Origin of the sequence: Halomonas sp. H10-59 (assembly GCF_040070555.1) — a bacterium.
GTDB lineage: Bacteria > Pseudomonadota > Gammaproteobacteria > Pseudomonadales > Halomonadaceae > Halomonas > Halomonas litopenaei.
This window is the reverse complement of the sequence record NZ_CP098828.1, coordinates 3,359,621-3,377,942: the sequence shown is the minus strand read 5'-3', so window position 1 is coordinate 3,377,942 and position 18,322 is coordinate 3,359,621. Positions and strand designations below refer to the sequence as shown.

Annotated in this window: 13 protein-coding genes; 3 read left to right on the top strand and 10 right to left on the bottom strand. The window is 65.9% G+C overall.

Annotated features, from left to right (window positions below):
• Nucleotides 1–91: 91 nt before the first annotated feature.
• The gene (zigA, locus tag NFG57_RS14710; RefSeq protein WP_348814617.1) at nucleotides 92–1,315 is read left to right on the top strand and encodes a zinc metallochaperone GTPase ZigA; all 1,224 of its coding nucleotides are present in this window, start codon (nucleotides 92–94) and stop codon (nucleotides 1,313–1,315) included.
• Nucleotides 1,316–1,374: 59 nt separating this feature from the next.
• Here zigA and NFG57_RS14705 read toward each other — a convergent pair whose 3' ends face one another.
• The 3 genes from NFG57_RS14705 to NFG57_RS14695 form a co-directional block, all read right to left on the bottom strand.
• A complete protein-coding gene (locus NFG57_RS14705; RefSeq protein WP_348814616.1) occupies nucleotides 1,375–2,514 on the bottom strand; it encodes a DUF1501 domain-containing protein in 1,140 nt (379 codons plus the stop codon).
• A gap of 33 nt (nucleotides 2,515–2,547) precedes the next feature.
• The gene (locus tag NFG57_RS14700) at nucleotides 2,548–3,966 is read right to left on the bottom strand and encodes a DUF1800 domain-containing protein (protein WP_348814615.1); all 1,419 of its coding nucleotides are present in this window, start codon (nucleotides 3,964–3,966) and stop codon (nucleotides 2,548–2,550) included.
• A gap of 304 nt (nucleotides 3,967–4,270) precedes the next feature.
• Nucleotides 4,271–4,570, bottom strand: coding sequence for a 2OG-Fe(II) oxygenase (locus NFG57_RS14695; RefSeq protein WP_124803051.1), 300 nt, complete (start codon nucleotides 4,568–4,570; stop codon nucleotides 4,271–4,273).
• A gap of 279 nt (nucleotides 4,571–4,849) precedes the next feature.
• Between NFG57_RS14695 and NFG57_RS14690 the strand changes: the two genes are divergently transcribed.
• Together NFG57_RS14690 and NFG57_RS14685 are read left to right on the top strand one after the other, a co-directional pair.
• Entirely contained in the window at nucleotides 4,850–5,698 is an 849-nt protein-coding gene (locus tag NFG57_RS14690; protein WP_348814614.1) for a tyrosinase family protein, read from the top strand.
• Complete coding sequence (locus NFG57_RS14685) at nucleotides 5,698–6,150, top strand: hypothetical protein (RefSeq protein ID WP_108133714.1); 453 nt, start codon at nucleotides 5,698–5,700, stop codon at nucleotides 6,148–6,150. The genes NFG57_RS14690 and NFG57_RS14685 overlap by 1 nt, the downstream gene beginning before the upstream one ends.
• 209 nt (nucleotides 6,151–6,359) lie before the next feature.
• On the opposite strand, the gene mgrA is transcribed toward NFG57_RS14685, so the two are convergent.
• The 7 genes from mgrA to NFG57_RS14650 all read right to left on the bottom strand — a co-directional run bounded on the left by mgrA (nucleotide 6,360) and on the right by NFG57_RS14650 (nucleotide 17,821).
• On the bottom strand, nucleotides 6,360–7,388 hold the full coding sequence (gene mgrA, locus NFG57_RS14680) for an L-glyceraldehyde 3-phosphate reductase (RefSeq protein WP_124803047.1): 1,029 nt from the start codon (nucleotides 7,386–7,388) through the stop codon (nucleotides 6,360–6,362).
• 294 nt (nucleotides 7,389–7,682) lie between these two features.
• Nucleotides 7,683–10,466 (bottom strand): tetratricopeptide repeat protein, encoded by a 2,784-nt coding sequence (locus NFG57_RS14675; protein WP_348814613.1) that lies wholly within the window; start codon nucleotides 10,464–10,466, stop codon nucleotides 7,683–7,685.
• 29 nt (nucleotides 10,467–10,495) lie between these two features.
• Nucleotides 10,496–11,752, bottom strand: coding sequence for an alginate lyase family protein (locus NFG57_RS14670; RefSeq protein WP_348814612.1), 1,257 nt, complete (start codon nucleotides 11,750–11,752; stop codon nucleotides 10,496–10,498).
• 179 nt (nucleotides 11,753–11,931) lie between these two features.
• Nucleotides 11,932–12,810 (bottom strand): polysaccharide lyase, encoded by an 879-nt coding sequence (locus NFG57_RS14665; RefSeq protein ID WP_348814611.1) that lies wholly within the window; start codon nucleotides 12,808–12,810, stop codon nucleotides 11,932–11,934.
• Between the two features lie 81 nt (nucleotides 12,811–12,891).
• Nucleotides 12,892–14,460, bottom strand: a complete 1,569-nt coding sequence (locus NFG57_RS14660) for a PilZ domain-containing protein (RefSeq protein WP_348814610.1) — start codon at nucleotides 14,458–14,460, stop codon at nucleotides 12,892–12,894.
• Between the two features lie 90 nt (nucleotides 14,461–14,550).
• Nucleotides 14,551–16,464, bottom strand: coding sequence for a glycosyltransferase (locus NFG57_RS14655; protein ID WP_124803041.1), 1,914 nt, complete (start codon nucleotides 16,462–16,464; stop codon nucleotides 14,551–14,553).
• Between the two features lie 10 nt (nucleotides 16,465–16,474).
• Complete coding sequence (locus tag NFG57_RS14650; protein WP_213231477.1) at nucleotides 16,475–17,821, bottom strand: UDP-glucose/GDP-mannose dehydrogenase family protein; 1,347 nt, start codon at nucleotides 17,819–17,821, stop codon at nucleotides 16,475–16,477.
• Between the last annotated feature and the right edge of the window lie 501 nt (nucleotides 17,822–18,322).

Genomic DNA, 18,322 nt, shown 5'->3' with positions numbered 1-18,322 from the left:
TACAATGTTATAACGTAACATTTAAAACAAGGAAAGCGCCTCGTGCAGAGAGGGGCTTTCCTTTGCGAGCGCACATGGGGAGAACAGGTTCATGAATGATGCCAGGTTGCCGGTCACGGTACTGTCAGGCTTTCTGGGAGCCGGCAAGACCACCTTGCTGAATCACCTTCTGGCCAATCGCCAGGGGCGTCGGGTCGCGGTCATCGTCAATGACATGAGCGAGGTCAATATCGACGCCGCCCTGGTGCGCGGTGGGCCTGGGGCATCAGACGAGCTGGAGGACGGGGTCACGCTGAACCGCGCCGAAGAGCGCCTGGTGGAGATGAGCAACGGCTGTATCTGCTGCACCCTGCGCGAGGACCTGTTGATCGAGGTCCGCAGGCTGGCCGAGGAGGGGCGCTTCGACAGCCTGGTGATCGAATCCACCGGCATCTCTGAACCCCTGCCGGTGGCGGAGACCTTTACCTTCGCCGATGAGGACGGTCAGTGCCTGTCCGAGATCGCCAGACTCGATACCCTGGTCACCGTGGTCGATGGCGCCAATTTTCTGAGCCAGTACGCTGAAGCCCGCTCCCTCAAGGAGGCGGGGGAGTCGCTGGGCGAGGACGATGAGCGCAATGTCGCCGACCTGCTGGTGGACCAGATCGAGTTCTGCGATGTGCTGGCGATCAGCAAGTGCGACCTGATCTCGGCGCAGCAACTGGCGGAGGTCGAGGCGGTGCTGCGCGCCCTCAATCCCGAGGCCGACATCGTTCCTATGGTCCAGGGCGAGGTGGCGCTGTCGCGGGTGCTGGATACCGGACGCTTCAGCTTCGAGCGGGCCCAGCGGGCGCCGGGCTGGCTCAAGGAGCTGCGCGGTGAGCATGTGCCGGAAACCGAGGAGTACGGTATCTCGAGTTTTGCCTATGAGGCGCGCCGCCCCTTCCACCCGCGCAGGTTTCATGAGTTGCTGCATGGCGACTGGTTCGGTGGCACCTTGCTGCGCTCCAAGGGATTCTTCTGGCTTGCCAGCCGTCCTCAGTTCGCCGGTCAGTGGAGTCAGGCGGGAGGCATCGCTCACCATGGCCTGGCGGGTCGCTTCTGGCGGGCGGTACCCGAGGAGCAGTGGCCCGAGGACCCGGAGTATCGCGAGGCGATTCTGGCCAAATGGCAGGAGCCCTTCGGTGATATGCGCCAGGAACTGGTGTTCATCGGCCAGAACCTGGCGGAGCATCGCATTCGTCAGGCGCTGGATGAGTGCCTGCTGAGCGAATCGGAGCTGGCCCTCGGCATGGACGCCTGGGTCGGCTCGGATGACCCTTTTCCAGCCTGGTAAGGCCCGGTGCACGACGCCATTACCGCCAGCCGCTCAGGCCAGCCGATCAGGCCAACCGCTCAGCCAATCAGGCCAGCTAGAGGGCCCACCTGCCGGCTGTCGGGAAAGACCTGCTCGGCCAGGGGATCGAGATCGAGGCCAAGGTGGTCGCGCAGCACACCCTTGAGGACGGCGCGGGTGTCCTGGGCGGCGATCAGATCACGGTCGTCACGCAACCTGGCGAGCCCCGGCCACTGGCCGTGGACGCGCCCCCCTCGAATGGCGCCACCGGCCAGCAGGATGCAGCTGGCGGTGCCATGATCGGTGCCGCCGGTGCCGTTGACGGCCACCGTGCGGCCAAACTCGGTGATGACCACCACGGCGGTGTGCTGCCAGCGTTCGCCGAGCTTGCCGTGCAGCGCCGCAAGCCCACCATCCAGCTGTTCAAGCTTGCGTGACAGCACCGCATTCTGGCGAGCGTGGGTGTCCCAGCCGTCGTCTTCCACCATGGCGATCTGGGGGCCATCCGCGGCGGCCAGGAACTGTGCTGCCGCCGCCAGGGTATCCTCCAGGCGGCCACCGCTGTCGATATCGGTGGGGGCCATCTGCTGCATCGCCAGGGCGCGCTCGAACACCGGGCCCAGTCGGGGGTCCTGTCGATAGAGCGCGGCGACCCGCTGGGCCAGTGACGGCTGGGTGGTGCCGTGCGCCGACGGCGACCAGGTGGCGAAGGGGGCCGGCCCACGGATCAACAGCGGGCGCGATGAGGTGAGGCCTAGTCCCTGGGTGTCGCCGAGGCTGCCCACCGCACGGTTCAGCCAGCCGGTGCGGCTTCCTGTGGGGGTGGCGGTGCCGTTTTCCAGGCACTCCTGAGCGTCGAAGTGCGAGCGTCCCTGATAGGGCAGTCCGCAGGCGTGAACCACGGCGAAGTCGCCGGCCTGGTAGAGACGGTGGCAGAAGGCCAGAGACGGATGCAGCGAAAAGGTCCCGTCCAGTCGTGGTGCAACGACTCCTGCCTGGGATGCCAGGCTACCGCGCAAGCGCTGGTAGGCGGGGTCGCTGTCGCAGGGGACGGCGGCGAGGCCATCGAGGGCACCGCGCAGCAGTACGACGACCAGGCGGCGCTTGCCGAGCGGGGAGTCTGCCGCAGCCAGCGAGGGCCACAGCAGCAGGCTGGTGCCTGCGCCCAGCGCCTTGAGAAACTCGCGTCGGTTGAACATAGCGGATTCCATTGGGTGGTGTCGCGACGGCGCTCAGCGCCACTGAAACTCGGGGCTTGCCAGCACCATGGCCAGCGCCTGGTTGCGGGGCGCCTGACTAAGCGCCACGGCGGTGGCTTCACGCAGGCGAGGGCCCAGGCTCTGCTGGGCCAGCTCCATGGCCTCGCCGCTGGCGTCACCGGCGTGGCGCTGGGCCACCAGCAGTCGTTTGTTCAAGGCGTCGGCACCGATCCAGTCGTTGGCATCATCGCTCCATCCGGCCGGGGCGCCGGCGAGAAAAGGTGGCTGGCCCAGCAGGCGAAGCTGCTGGCCCCAGTCACTGCCATCGGGCGAGGGTGCCTTGCCCAGGGCGCGATAGAGCGCGACGAGATATTCCTGTGGACGGCGAAACTTGAGCGCTTGCGGCTGCCACGCCTGGGGGTGGCTGAACAGGGTGCGAAACAGCGTCGACAGGCGACCGTTCTCGCGCTGGAAGGTGGAGGCCAAGGCCGATACCAGCTCACTGGGTGGGTCGTCGGCGACAAAGTGACGGGCAAGCTTGGTGGCGACAAAGGTTGCGGTGGCCTCCTGGCCGGCCACAAAACGCAGCATGTCACGCCCCTGCCTGGCCCCGCCTGCAGCGAAGCGCCGCCCCAGCAGTTCTCGCTCGCCGCCTTGATGGGCCGCGCCATGAAACAGGCTGCCGTAGGGTCCGAGGGCCGGCGCCTCGGTCGATGGCGGCAGTTCGAGCCGTGTCCGCCATCCGGTGATGGCCCTGGCCAGTTCGATCACGTCCTGCTGTTGATAGGGACCGTCGACGCCGAGGGTATGCAGCTCCAGGATTTCCCGCGCCAGGTTCTCGTTGAGCCCGAGCCGCCCCGCAGAGGCTCTGGCACTTCTGGCCAGCGGCGAATCGGGGCCCACCGACGCTGCATTGTCGAGATAGAGCAGCATGGCCGGATGCTGCTCGACGCCCAGCAGCATGGCCGAAAAGCTACCCGACACATAGGGCCGGATGGCCTCGCGCTCGAAGGCCCCGGGCAGCAACTGTACGCCGCCGCGGTCGGCGGACACGGTGAAGTGGTTGCTCCAGAACATCACCCAGCGCTCGAGTACCGGAAACGGACTCAGACACTGCTGGCGCCCCCTGGCCTGGATCTCGGCCTGTTTCATCGCGCCAAAACGCTCGAGCAGGGTCGGCAGGCTCTGTGTGGGCTTGTCATTGGCGGCGGCCTCGCTCATGCGTCGACGGGCGGCCGCGTGGTCTCGGCGAAAGCGTTCGAAGTGCTCCAGGTAGGTGATGGTGGATGGCAGGGCGGCGAGAGGCTCGATCAGTGGCGCTCGTTCGGCCTCGTCGATCTGCGCCAGCACCCAGCCCTGGGGGTCCTTGGCGATCTCGGCAAGCTCACCTGGCCCCGCACCGAGGCCAAAGCGATTGGCGGCGATTTCCGCTTGAACGAGGGTGGTGGTCACAGCTGACGCCTCCTGTTGGCATGGCTGACGAAGCCTGGGGCAGGATGCCGGGGGCCGGCCCTGGGGTGAGGCGCCGGGGATCGCCAACAGTTTGGCCGGTAGGTGGCGGGGGCGTTCAGCCGAGCGGGGGGGGATGATCGAGCAGGCCCAGGTCCGAGGCCAGGGCTACGCTTGCACCGGCCTGAGGCGCACCTTTCGTGCATTTTCGATAGGTGTGTCGCGCCAACACCAACGCCAACGCCAACGCCAACGCCAACGCCAACGCCTCAGATCAGAGCCTTCGGTGGGGGCGCAAGCCGTAGGCTTAGGGGGTGTGCAGGGCAATACTCAACAGCACCCGCTTGCCCTTTTCGATTTTCGAGACGCTGTGCTGGTAGAGGTCGGGACGAAACAGGATCACCCGGTCGAACAGGTTGAAGATCACCTTTTCGGTCTCGAATACCCCGCCGGCCCGAGGGGCCTTCAGGATGAGGTTCAGCTTGTAGTAGCGGCCGCCACCCATGGGGTCGTTGTGGCGATAGACGCTGTGGCCTTCGGGGTAGGTGACCAGGTTGGCGGTCAGCCGCCCCAGATCCAGCAGGGTTCGATTGGTGACGCTTGCCATGGGGACTCCTTGGAAGGGCGCGGGACGACTCGGTGATGTCGTGGGTGGACGCCATTCAAACGCATTTTGAGCAATTGCTCAATAACGGGCGGTCGCTCTGTGCAGGCTGGGACCATCAGGACGATGTCGGGGAGGCGAGCCGAGCCGGCTGGCTGGCCGGTAATGAGGGCGAACGGCGGCGTGGCCGAGCCCCGGGGACTGAACTAGGCTGAAACGAGCCGGGGATAACCGTCCTTCGGCGCCCGGGACTGCCGTCGACAGCGACGGCAAGGGGGAAGCATGTCGGGTCAGATGATGTATCGCCTGCCGGTGGAAGCTGCCGAGCGTGTGCACATGCGCCGCTACATCGCTGCACTGGGCGCGTCCAAGGCTCGACAGGATAATCGAGGCTTCTACCACTACGCCGGCATCCATGGCGCCCCGGGGCGCTGGTGCTGGCATCATCAGTTCTCGCCTCGCACCAGCCTGAGCGCCAGGCTGTTTCTGCCCTGGCACCGGGCCTACCTCCATCGTCTGGAGCAGTCGCTGCAGGATATCGATGAAGAGGTCTCGATCCCCTGGTGGGACTGGACCGAAGGCGAGGGCATTCCCGAGGCCTTCGATGTTGCGCTGATCGATGGCGAGGAGAATCCGCTCCACTCCTCGCGCATCCAACTTTATCCCCCCCAGGTGCCCGAACCGGTGGACCTGGTCACCGAGCGCAATCCCGGCGGCCTGTTGCCGGTGTTTTCCTTTCCGGTGGCCGACGTGAACGGTGATGGCCGGGCGACGCTGGGCGAGATCGCGGCCTTCCTGGTGGAGCGGGTGGACACCTTCGAGCAGTTCAATGACCTGATCGAGACGGTGCATGATCAGCTCCACGTCTATGTCGGTGCGACCATGGCCAGCACCACCTACGCCGCCTATGATCCGATCTTTTATTCTCACCACTGCATGATCGACCGGCTCTGGTCGCTGTGGCAGAAGCGCCACGGCATCACCAACTTTCCCCCGGGGCTCGAGGATATCGTGCTGGAACCCTTCGGCCTGACCGTCGGTGAAGTGCTCAATGTCCAGTCGCTGGGCTACGAGTATGCCCGTTTGGTGGCGGACCTGACCCTGGCCGGCAGCGGTCTGGAGGAGGCCTGATGATCGAGCAACGCTATCGCCTGCCGCGGCTCGACCTGGGCGCGCTTCGCGCCGATGAGTTCGAGGAAGCCTTCGTCGAGCTTTATGGCATCCACCACCTGCGCCCGAGCTACACCGCCTGGCTCTTCTTCAGCGCGCGCCTGCCGGCCAAGGTGACCCCGCAAAGCCGGGGCTATGCTGGCACCTTTGCGCTGTTCGGCCACGCCGAATGCTGGGGCTCGCCAGGACACTGCCATGGCCCGGATGGTCTCAGACGTTTCGATACCCGGCCTTCCCATCCGATGACACCGGCGTTCAAGCGGGTACCGGTGACCCAGGCCCTGAAGCGCCATCTGCACGCCGGCAAGAGCACCCTGGACATCCAGATCTACGCCTATACGCGCGAGGCCTGGCCCGATCGTGGCGACAAGTCACTGGTGTGTTGCAGCGGGGTGCAACTGGTCACCTTGTGATCGAGCCCAGGCACTGTTCGATTCGGCCTTGTCACTGCGCGGCAGGCTTGATGCTTTCTGGCTTACCGAGGCACTGTCCGAAAAGTCGACGAGCGAAGGTTAGACAAGGCAAAAATCGGTGAGAAAGCGCAGTTTACGGGGTGTAAATGAGCATGTTGATCCGATTTTTAACGCCGTATTACCGAGCGCAGGCACTTTTCAGACAAGCCCTAGGCCTTGGAGGACTGGGCCCATAGATTGACCCCACCATCCACCGCGTAGCGGTCGATGTCGGCCAGCTCCTCGTCGCTGAAGTCGAGGTTGTCCAGGGCCTCGACGCAGTCGCTGACCTGATCGGGGCGGCTGGCGCCGATCAAGGCGCTGGTCACGCGGCCGCCGCGCAGCACCCAGGCAATCGCCATCTGCGCCAGACTCTGGCCACGCCGCTCGGCGATGGCGTTGAGCGCCCTGACACGCTCGAGGTTGTCGTCGGACAGGTGCTGTTCGCGGATCGCACCACCGCGAGCAAGACGGCTGTCGTCAGGCACCCCACCCAGGTACTTGGCGGTCAAAAGGCCCTGGGCCAGTGGCGAGAAGACGATCGAGCCGATGCCTTCATCGTCCAGCACATCGAGCAGCCCGTCGTCCTCGATCCAGCGGTTGATCATCGAGTAGCTGGGCTGGTGGATCAGGCAGGGGGTTCCCAGTTCGCGCAGCAGGCGAGCGGCCTCGCGGGTGCGCTCAGGGCTGTACGACGAGATACCGGCGTAGAGCGCCTTGCCCGAGCGTACCGCCTGGTCCAGCGCGCCCATGGTTTCTTCCAGCGGTGTCTCGGGATCGAAGCGGTGGGAGTAGAAGATGTCGACGTAGTCCAGATCCAGGCGCTTGAGACTCTGGTCGAGGCTCGACAGCAGATACTTGCGGCTGCCCCACTCGCCGTAGGGGCCAGGCCACATGTTATAGCCCGCCTTGGTGGAGATGATCAGTTCATCGCGGTGGCCGGCGAAGTCGGTCTTGAGGATGCGCCCGAACATGGACTCGGCGCTGCCAGGCGGCGGGCCATAGTTATTGGCCAGGTCGAAGTGGGTAATGCCGTGATCGAAGGCGGTACGGCAGATCTCGCGAGCGTTGTCTTCATGGGCGTTGTGGCCGAAGTTGTGCCACAGCCCGAGGGACAGGGCGGGCAGCTTGAGGCCACTGCGACCGCAGCGGTGATAGCGCATGCGTTCGTAACGGTCTTCGGCGGGACGATAGCTCATGATGGTCTCCTGTCAGGGCGCACGGGCGCCGTGGCTGTCGTCTCAGCACTTTAGCTGTGTTTGTCGAGGTATCCAAAAGGGCCGCCCCGAAAAAGCCAGGTGAAGGCGGACAGCACGCAGGCAAGGGCGCAGTCCGGGCAAGATGGTGAGCGCCTGGAAAGGCAAGCGGGAGAAGACTCAGGGGGACTCAGGCGACGGTGAAGCTGCGGGCATGAGAAGCCGTGAGGTAACCCAGGGCGCCATGTGCCAGTTAGTGGGCACATGGCGCCTGGGGCGTGACGCCAGGGGCAGGGGTCAGCCGCCGGCGTTCATGGTCTCCGGCATGGCGGCCAGGGTAGCCTCGTCGGAGAGCAGGTCGTGCAGGGTCTGGGACGCCATCTGGGAGTTGCCGTCCATGACCCCGTCGAGCCATACCAGCGCCTGCTCACGGTTGGCGTTCTCCAGGCCATTGGCGGCCAGGTAGGCCTTGGCCAGCGCCAGCCGCGCGGTCTCGTGGCCCTGACGCGCGGCCTTGAGCAGGTAGTCGGCGCCCTGGCGGGTGTCCCGCTCGAGGTTTTCGCCACGCAGGTACTCGCGGCCGAGGCTGGCCTGGGCGCCGGCGTGTCCCTGGTCGGCGGCGCTGGTCAGCAGCTGTTCGCCCCGGCTCGGGTCCTGAGCCAGGCTCTGGTCGCCTCGCACCAGGGCGGTGCCAAGCAGGGCGCGTGCCGACAGGCTGCCGGCGTCGCTGGCCCGGGTCAGCCAGCGCTCGGCCTCGGCCGGGTCGGCGCTGACGCCATTGCCTTCGAGGTAGGCCTCGCCAAGGGTCTGGGCGGCGTACTCGTTGCCGGCCTCGGCGGCTTCGCTCAGCAGGCGACGACCCCGCTCGGGGTCGGCTTCCACGCCGTTTCCGGTCAGCAGCATGCCGCCCAGGTCTGCACGCGCGCCGGCGTGGCCACCGGCCACCGCCACCTGGAGCAGTTCGGCGCCCTTGGCCGGGTCGCGGGCGACGCCTTCACCGTCCAGGTACATGCGGCCAAGCGCGGCGGCGGCGCCTGGATGACCCTGGCGGGCGGCTCGCTCGAGCCAGCGGCTGGCCTCGGACAGGTTGCGCCCGACGCCCTCACCGTCGCGATAGGCGCGGCCGAGGTCCGCCATGGAGTTGACGTTGCCCTGACGGGCAGAGGCGATCAGCGCCTGGATGTCACCGGCCTGGCCGCGATCGCGCTGGGTGCGCATCAGCGCCTCGGCGGCGGAGGGGTGGCCGGCGGCCTCGGCCCGTTCGAGCCACTCGGTGGCCTGGGCAAGGTCACGGCTCACCCCGGTACCGTCGCGGTAGGCGCGGCCGAGGACGACCATGGCGTAGGCGTCGCCCTGCTCGGCGGCGTTCTCCAGAAGGCGCCGTCCGTGATCCACCCGAGAATTTCCTCGCTGGGTCGAAGCACCATCGGCCACGGCCATGGCGTCGCCGCCCGGTTCCTGGGTGGGGTTCGGGCCTGTCGTCTCGGGGCTCAGCTCGCCGCTCAGCTCGCCGCTCAGCTCGCCAGTCAGATAGGCCTCGCCCAGACGGGTGGCGGCGCTGGTATCGCCGGCTTCCACCGCCTGGGTCAGCAGGCGCTCCGCCTCACGGGGCTGATAGGGCAGGGGGCCGTCCTCGGCCAGATAGGCTTCGCCGAGGGTGCGCAGGGCGCCGCTCTGCCCTTGGTCGATGGCCTCGCGCAACAGCCGTTCGCCCCGGGCCGGATCGGTGGCAACGCCACGGCCGCTGAGGTAGAGCGCGCCCAGCTGTTCGGTGGCAAACGGATGGCCCAGCTCATGTCCGCGCTCGAGATAGCGGGCGGCGATCACCGGCTGGGTCGGCACCACCTCGTCGGCCAGGTAGGCCTGGCCGAGCATCGCCAGTGCCAGCGGATCGTCGTGTCGGGCGGCCTGCTCGAGCAGGCGGATGCCGCGCTGGGGTTCCGCCGGCAGGGCATCGCCTTCCAGCAAGGCGCGACCCAGGGTCACGCGGGCGTCGACCGAGTCCTCGTCGATGGCCTTTTCGAGCCAATTGCGTGCCTCGATTGGCCGTGCCCTGAGACCGTCGCCCTCCAGCAGAATCCGGCCCAGGCGCTCCATGGCGTCGACGTCACCGTTCTCGGCCGCCTGGGTCAGCAGGGTCACGCCCTGTTCGGCGCGGCCGCTGTCGAGCATCTCGCGGCCCGCCTTGGCCACCGCGTCGGGGTCACCGGCCTGGGCGGCCTGGGTCAGCCAGTGCAGGCGGCGATCGTCGTTGCCGGCCAGCAGGCCGTCGGCCGAGTACAGCTCAGCCAGTTCGGTCATCGCCTTGATATCGCCGCCGCCGGCGCGCTCGCGCAGGCCTTCGGCGTAACGCTCGGCGTACTCGCGCGAGCGTGCCTTGTCGGTGTCGAGCCAACCGCCCTCGGCGTAGGCGTTGGCCAGTGCCAGGATGGCATCCGGGTTACCGTTGTTCGCCGCCTGACGATACAGCGCCAGGGCGCGCTGGGGGTCCGCCGCGACGCCGTCGGCGCCGCGGGCCAGCAATGAGGCCATCACCACGCCTTCGTCACGGCCGATTTCCTCTTCCATGGCCTGCTCGAGCAGATAGTAGGCCAGTACCGGACGATAGGGCGCACCCTGCTGTTCCAGGCTCAGCTTGGCCAGGTTGAGCGATGCGTGGCCAAGGATATAGGACGGCGTGCGCACGGCGTCCTCGTAGTAGGCAGCGGCCTTGGCGGGGTCCGCCTGGATGCCCTTGCCCTGATCCCAGATCTTGCCGAGTTCGTAGTAGGCCTTGGGGATATCCTGGGCGGCCAGCCCCTTGAGCTTGAGGATCGCCTCTCGGGTCTGGCCGGCAGCGACGAGCTGCTGCGCCTCTTCCAGGGTGTTGTCATGCATCCATTCGGGGTTGCGTGGCTGCTCCTTGTCGAAGAAGTCCTGATACTCGGCAGGCAGCGGGTCGACGCCGGTACTCTGGAACTCGGTACCGGGGGCGGCGCAGCCGCCGAGCCACAGCGCCACGGCGACCGAGGCGGTGAGCGGAAAGGCCCGGGACCAGCGTTGGCCCTGGGCGGTGTGGGGGCGAAAACGGGGGAGCATCATAAGCAGGCCTCCTGGTTGATCGTGTGCTGTCACTGCGACGCGCTGTCGTCGTCGAGACCCTCGAAGGCGGTGGTCTCGCGCTCCTGTTCATCGACGACGAGGTGCTGCTGCGCCTCGGGTGACATGAAGTACAACGTCTGGTAACCGCCGGCGCTGCGGTTGTAGACCGGACGCACCTGGGCCAGGAACCGTTCGATGCGCGGGTCATCGAAGCGGCTCTGATAGATCTCCATCCAGGCGAAGTACTGGTTGTCCTTGAGAAAGCCGGTGTACTGCTCGTGGGGCGCCAGGTCTCCAAGCGCCTCGGGATCGTTGAAGATGGTCATGGCGAAGTCCACGGCGTCGTGGATGTCATGGCCGTTGATCTCGAGTTCGAAGATGTCATAGCCCTGGCGTGCGATGACCTGCATGTTGGTGATCAGGTAGAGCAGCGCATAGTTCTGGTAGTGGGTGGCGCGACGACCACGCTCGATCTCCAGCGGAAAGGCGCCGCGCTCGGTCATGTCGGAGAGCGCCGAATGGATGGCGCTGACGCCGAAGCGAAACAGCTCATCGTCCTCGGTAATCACGCCGATCATGCTGGCGTAGAGGGCGCGGCGGTAGAAGTGGTTGTTGCAGCAGCTGTTGCCGGGCTGCCCCTGAATGGCGGCGTGCTTGTGGGCGAGCCGGTTGAGCCACTGCTCGACACGTTGCTTGGCCTGGTCGCTGCCCTCGACGCGGGGACGCACCACCGAGTAGGCCATGCCCGCGGCGAAGATCATCGATTCGGTAGCGAACCAGGCCTGAGGCTCCTTGGGATCGTAGTGGAAGTCGGTCAGGGCATCGTGCTGGGCCCATTGATCGAGAAAGGACACCAGGCAGTCGGCGTAGTAGGTGTCGCCGGTGGCCACGAAGGAGCCGGCGAGCATCGACACACTGTCCTCGAAGTCGAACAGGGGTTCGGATGCCAGTTCCCACTCCTTGGGGCTGGGATAATAGCCGGGGATCCGCAGGCGCGTGGTGATCGGCTCCTGGGCCAGCAGTTGCTGGCAGCTGGGCCCATTGGTCAGTTGATCGAGCTCCTGCAACAGGATCGAGTTGTCGGTGTCGGCCAGTGTTTCCATGCGGGCCTCTACATCGAAGTAGGAGGCGTCAGGTCTGGTCACTCGGTAGTCGCTGAGGTCCAGCTCGGCCCGTTCTTCCAGGGTCATGGCGTGCGCGGACGATACCAGGGCGGCACCCATCGTCAGGCCGAGCGTCAGGCCCGTTGCCAGCTTTCCCGACAACCTGGCCGTCGGCCATCCCATCACTCTGTGTGCCAGACGCTTGAGCGGATTTGCCGAGCGTTGGTCGAAGTGGTGGCACCGGCCGGATTCGAATGCCGGCATCGATGGGCCCAGGCCTCGGGTGGGGAGGGGACCGGGGGATGAGCCATGGGACGGGTGCATCAAGCGTCTCCTTGGCGGCGCCCCTGGGGGCGCCGCGATCATGAACGGGGGGCGTAGAAACGGAAGTCGGCAAAGTCGGCGTGTTGGTCACTGGGGGTGCGCCAGTCCTCACCGTGGCCACCGAAGAAGGTCGAGAACATCAGGCCATCGATGTGCACGTCGTCGTCGGTACGGTAGGTGAGGTTGGTCTGCTCGAGCACCGGCCGACCATCGACCCACACCCGGGCAATGCCGTTGGCCTTGCCGGGGTCGTTGAGGATGATCTCCTGCTCCAGGGTGACCCACTGACCGGTGGGGAAGGTGAAGCGGCCTCGGGCCACCGAGTCGCCGTAGTCGCCCTCGCCGCCGACCACGTATTCGTAAAGTTCGCCCTGGCCGTCTTCGCGCCACATGTAGCGCATGGAGAAGCCATTCTCGCCGGTGACATCGTCACCGCCGCTGGGCGCTTCGCCGCCGTAGAGCCCCGGCAGCTTGCCGCCCTTGACGAAGTTGAACCCGCTCTCGAAGCGAACCCGGTAGCTCAGGCAGGCGTGATCGCGCCCTTCGAGCGCAGAAGGCTCGGTGTAGAAGCCGGCGCCTCCGGTGTCGGTGTCGCCAGGCGAGGAGGTGTCCTCGGGATAGAGGACCCTGAGCGCCGGTGTCGCCGAATGACCCGACAACAGCTCGACGTTCTCCTCGGTGCCCCAGGTACGGGTGGTGTCGAAGCCTTCGCGGATGGCGTCGTGGGCGCTTTTCTCACCCAGCGCAGGGGCGGGTGAGGCGACCAGCGGATGGCGCGCCGAGCAGGCGGCGACCTGGGGGACGCCGGGGCCCTGCTGATCGGCGTCGCTGTCATTGGCGCCGTTGTCCGCCAGGGCGGGTTGGGTAGCGCAGATGGCCAGCAGGGTGGCGGACAGGCGCGTCGTCAGTGTCGACATGGCGTTCGTACTCCTGTTGGCTCACGACCACCGCGGTGGTCGTGGCAAGTGGGACGGATACGTGTGAAGAAAGAGCGTGACTCAGCCGGCGGTGTCGGCGGTGTCGTTGTCACCAATGCCCGAGAACAGCTGGCTGGCCTGCTGGACCACCCGGCGGCCGCTCTGCCAGATCCACTCGGCGGTGGCGCCCAGCAGGGCCTGTTCGGTAAAGCGCACGTCCACCGGAGTACCGACGCTTTCCACCGGCAGCGGCTTTTCCGGTACCAGCAGCACGCTGGCGACGTTCTGCTGTTGGCGTACCCAGCTCGGGAAGCCGGCACGCGGCTGGCGCTCGATGTCCAGCGCCACGCTGCGCACCCGAGCGCTGATCGGGCCGGAGGCGTTGGGCAGCGACAGATAGGCGAGTTGATCGGGCTCGATGCGATCGATGTCATCCATATGCACCAGCGCCTCGACCATGACCTCGTCGTCGCCGGTACGCATCAGCGTCATGATCTTTTCGCTTTCGTTGATATAGGTGCCGTCGGAGCTCGACAGCGCCCACGCCACCAGGCAGTCGCAGGGGCTGTAGATCTCGTTCTGGGACTGGCGCGCCTGCAGCGCGGTGACCCTGGACGCCTGGAAGTCTCGGGCGGTCTCGAACTGATCGATACGTGCACGAGCGATGTCCGGGGACACCGTCTCGAAGCTCACGGCGTCACCGTTGCCGGGCTCGGCGGAGTTGGCCAGGCTGACCTGTCCGCCATTGGCGCCGTCGAGGTTTTCCTGAAGGTTCTCGATCAGTTGGCTGTTGTAGCGCTGGGCGGCCTCGGCCAGGATCAGGTCGGACTCCAGATCGACGTCCTTGACTCGGGTGAGCTGCTCGTCCCGTGTGACACGGTCACCTGCCTTGAGTTCGTGCGCCATCAGGATGCCGGGGCTCGGTGCACGAATGTCGATGCGTGGCGCGGTGACAGCGGCGAAGTTGGGTTCGATCAGCATGAAGTTGCGATAGGCGGTGGCCGCCGCGACCACCGCGAGCACCGCGAAGCCAATGAACAGCGCCACGTAGCGGCCCATGGGCCTCGGCGGACGAGCCGCCGCCTGGGGCGTGCTGCCGGTGCCGCGACGCTTGCGTGGGGTCTGGGCATCCTCGCCCTGGACCATCTGCTCGACGTCCAGCGGCCGGCCGGCCAGATGGGCGCGGACCACGCGGCGCAGCAGCTCAAGGTGGGAGGGGGAGATGTCGGTGATCTCGAAGCCGGCGTGGTGTGCGCCACCGCGACCTTCCAGCGCCAGGCTATGGCGGCACTGGGCGCTCACGGGTACCAGCAGCTCGCCGCTGGCGGTGGTGATGGCGATGCTGCCGCGCACCCTGGCGTCCTGGCGCATCGGGCGCGGGCTCTCGATGGCGAAGCCGCCCTGGGACAGGTCCAGCCCGCGGAAGCGGTTGCCGTCATCGAAGCGCACCTCGAAGGTCGGCGAAACGCGGATGTAGCGGCGCTCATCGCGGCGCTCATGGGCCAGTCCCGAGCCTGCCGGTGCCTCTTCTTGGCGCGGCTGGGAGCGCGTATCGCCCAGATGGGGTTCGGCGCGCGGTGCGGGTTCCGGCTGGTGTGTGGGCTCGTGGCGAGGTGTGGAGGTGTCCTTGTCGTCGAAGTAATCGCTCATATCGGTGTCCTGAAGTCAGTATTCGCTGAGCCGTGGCGGTGTCTGGCCGTACATGCGGCCCAGCGACAAAGTGTGGCCGTGTCGTCGTTGTCAGCCGTGGCGTGGCTGCACCTGGATGCGCAGGTCACTCAGCGACAGCCTGGTGTCGTGAAGATCGAGCGAGCAGCGCTGCTGGTCGGTGCAGCTCAACAGATCGCCGGGGGCTGGAGTGGTCCCCTGGGCGTCCTTGAGGCGGTCGATCAACGCCGGCGGGACCTCTAGCGTGGTGCCCTGGGGGCTGCCGCTGAGATTGGTGGCCTCGCCGATGCTGCTTGCGCCCAGGCGTTCGATCAGCCGATCGCTGATCCGCAGCTCGCCGGCAGGCAGGCGCAGCTCGCCCGAGCCATCCTCGATGCGGCTGGCCAGCCAGCGACTGGCGTCAGGCAGCTCGGCACTGTCGCTGGGCACCGGGCCTGCACGCTCGAGGATCTTCAGCGAGGTAGCGTCAGGTACTTTCAGTACGCCGGTGGCCAGGGTCAGCACGAACAACATCAGGCACACATGAAAGCCATGCAGCAGGTGACCCATGCGACGCTGGCGGCGAACCGCCTTTTCATCACCTGGCTCGCCGGCGGAGATGCCCTGGCGTGACCACTTCTGACGGTTGAAGCGAAAGCTCACGTAGGTCTTGAGCAGGGCGCCGTAGACCTGGTTGTAGTAGATCAGCGGGATCCACAGAAGGCTGAAGCGACCACGCTGCCAGGCCAGGATCGAGGTGGAGATCCCGCGGGTGAACAGGATCCACAGGGCATAGGCGAAGATGAACGACGGCCGCACAAACAGCGTCACCAGGATCGCCACGATGGGGCCGATCAGGGTCGTCCACATGGACAGCCGCTGGTCGATCAGGCTCCACCAGGTGAATAGCCCCATCGGCCTCGGCCCCAGGGCAATGGCGCGACCGCTGGTGCGCAGCATGTTGCCGTACCAGCGACGCATCAGGTCGGTGGTCGAGGCAAAGAAGCGCTTGCGGTCCGGCAGCTCCTCGAATCCCGAGACGTAGACATCCGGCAGGTAGAGCATCTTCCAGCCGTTCTTTAGCAACCAGTACCAGGTCGACTTGTCGTCCCCGGACAGGAACTTGAAATTGCCGAAGCGCCAATGCTCGACGTGGTCGTTCTCGACCATGTCGATAAAGTCCGGGTGGGTCGCCAGGTCGGCGCGGAAGGCGCTGTAGCGGCCGGTCAGGACCAGCAGCCGCTCGGACACCGACATCGAGCTCATCACCAGATGACGCTGGGCGTAACGCAGGTCGTACCACTCCTTTGTGGCATCGTTGCCGGTGACGATGGCGCTGTTGTTGGTGGTCAGGGCGCCGAGATCATCGCGCAGGGCAAAGAACGACAGCGAGCGCTCCAGGGTTCCGGGCTCGAGCAGGATATCCCCGTCCATGGACACCAGCAGGGCGTCGGGGGCCGGGGCCCGGCGCGAGATCGCACGCAGCACCTCGGCCATCGCCGAGCGCTTGCCGTCGCCCTTCTGGAACATGTAGCGGACCTCGATGTGCGACGGCCAGCGGTGTTCCTGCAGTACGTGGGAGATGATGTCCACGTCGGTCTGGTCCGAGACCGAGGCAAAGATGGTGGTCGGCACGCCATAGTGCCGCGTCTCCTCGATCAGCGCGTCGTAGACCCGGAAGCAGACGTCGGGGTCGATGCGAAAGGAGGTGCACAGCACGTAGAGCTCTGACGGCTTGCCGGACTCTCCCAGGGCGTCGGCCTCGGCCCGCATCTGTGGAAAGACGCGGCGGTTGTACCACACCGATCGCAGCGCCTGGACGAACCACCATGAATAGCGCCACGCACCGACCGCGCCAATGGCGAAGAAGAAGCTCTTCGACGCCGGCGAGAACACCTCGGAGGGCAACTCGCTGACCAGCACGATCAGCAGCGACAGCAGCAGCGCCAGGGTGGTCAGCTCCGTGGCCTTGCTGGCCACGGAGGTGTGCTTGGGTAGCGATGACATGGTGGCGTCCTTACACCCGGGGGTGTTGCAGGGAGGCGCCGCGACCCATGGCGTAGTATTCGAGACCCGCCGCTTCGACGTCCTCGGGTGAGAAGAGGTTGCGTCCATCGATCACCAGCGGGTGATTGAGGGTGCGCGCGATCTTGTCGAAGTCGACGGTGCGGAAGGCCTTCCACTCGGTGCAGATGACCAGGGCGTCGGCGCCTTCCAGGGCAGCGTCTCGCTGCTTGGAGAGACAAAGGTCCGAGCGCTCGCCGTAGATGCGGTGACACTCGGCGGCGGCCTCGGGGTCGTAGGCCTGGACCCGGGCGCCGGCTTGCCACAGCTGTTCCATCAGTACTCGGCTCGGCGCCTCGCGCATGTCGTCGGTGTTGGGCTTGAAGGCGAGTCCCCACAGGGCGATGGTGCGGCCCTTGAGGTTGCCGTGGAGCGCCAGTTCCAGCTTGTCGAACAGCCGCGTCTTCTGGGCGTCGTTGACCGTTTCCACCGCCTGCAGCATGCGGGCGGGGGCGCCGACCTCGCTGGCGGTGCGGGCCAGTGCCTTGACGTCCTTGGGGAAGCAGGAGCCGCCGTAGCCACAGCCGGGATAGATGAAGTGGTAGCCGATACGCGGGTCGCTGCCGATGCCGTGGCGGACCTGCTCGACGTCCGCACCCAGGTGCTCGGCCAGGTTGGCGATTTCGTTGATGAAGCTGATCTTGGTTGCGAGCATGGCGTTGGCGGCGTACTTGGTCAGTTCGGCGCTGCGCACGTCCATGAACATCAGCTTGTCGCGCTGGCGGCTGTAGGGGGCATAGCACTCGCGCATCAGCTTGCGGACCTTGTCGCTGTCGGTACCGATGACGATCCGCGCCCCCCGCGAGAAGTCCTCGATAGCCGCGCCTTCCTTGAGGAATTCCGGGTTGGAGCAGACGTCGAAGTCGACCTCGGCCTGGCGTCCCTCCAGGGTATCGGCCACCGCCTGATGAACCTTGTCGGCGGTCCCCACCGGGACGGTGGACTTGTTGATGATGACGCGATATCCGTCCATGTGCTGGCCGATGGTACGGGCCACGCCAAGCACGTGGGTCAGGTCGGCGCTGCCGTCCTCGTCAGGGGGCGTTCCCACCGCGATGAACTGCAACAGGCCATGGGCCACTCCTTCCTCCGGGCTATCGGAGAAGGTCAGGCGCTCGTCTTCCATATTGTGGCGAATCAGATCCTCGAGGCCTGGCTCAAAGATCGGTACCTCACCGCGCTTGAGGCGGGCGACCTTGACCTGATCGACGTCCACACACATCACGTCGTGTCCCACATCGGCCAGGCAGGCGCCGGTGACCAGTCCTACGTAACCCGAGCCGTGAATCGTGATTTTCATGAACTCACTCCTTGCCGTCGCTTGTGATATTGGCGGCCTTGCCTCGGGCGTCGGAGGGACGCCGGGAAAGCCTTGTTCTGACCGCAATGAGGGCAAGGATCGATCCAGTTATCTTTTTGTATTTTAAAAACAACAACTTATTTGGATGCGTGCTCTAGTGAGCGTTCTCCGGGATGACCGATGGTCGGCCGGAATGTCGCCATTAACAGACAATGGTGCGCGACGTTCGTATAAAGCATTAGAAATCAATTAGTTATATGTTGCTCTATGGATACGCCAATGGTTTTTTGTGTTATAAGTTATTGATAATAAAGTGAAAACACTGTTTTCTTACGTTTCTCCGATCAGCACCCGATCGGAGCATCATGCTTGAGACGGTTTTTGCGGCATGACGATCGCCATGCTGACGTTGTCGACGCCGAGTAGCGGCAGGTCTGCCAGGCGTCGAGCCGCGGCGAACGTCGACCTGGACGACCCGGCAGTGAAACGGCGCCATCAGCG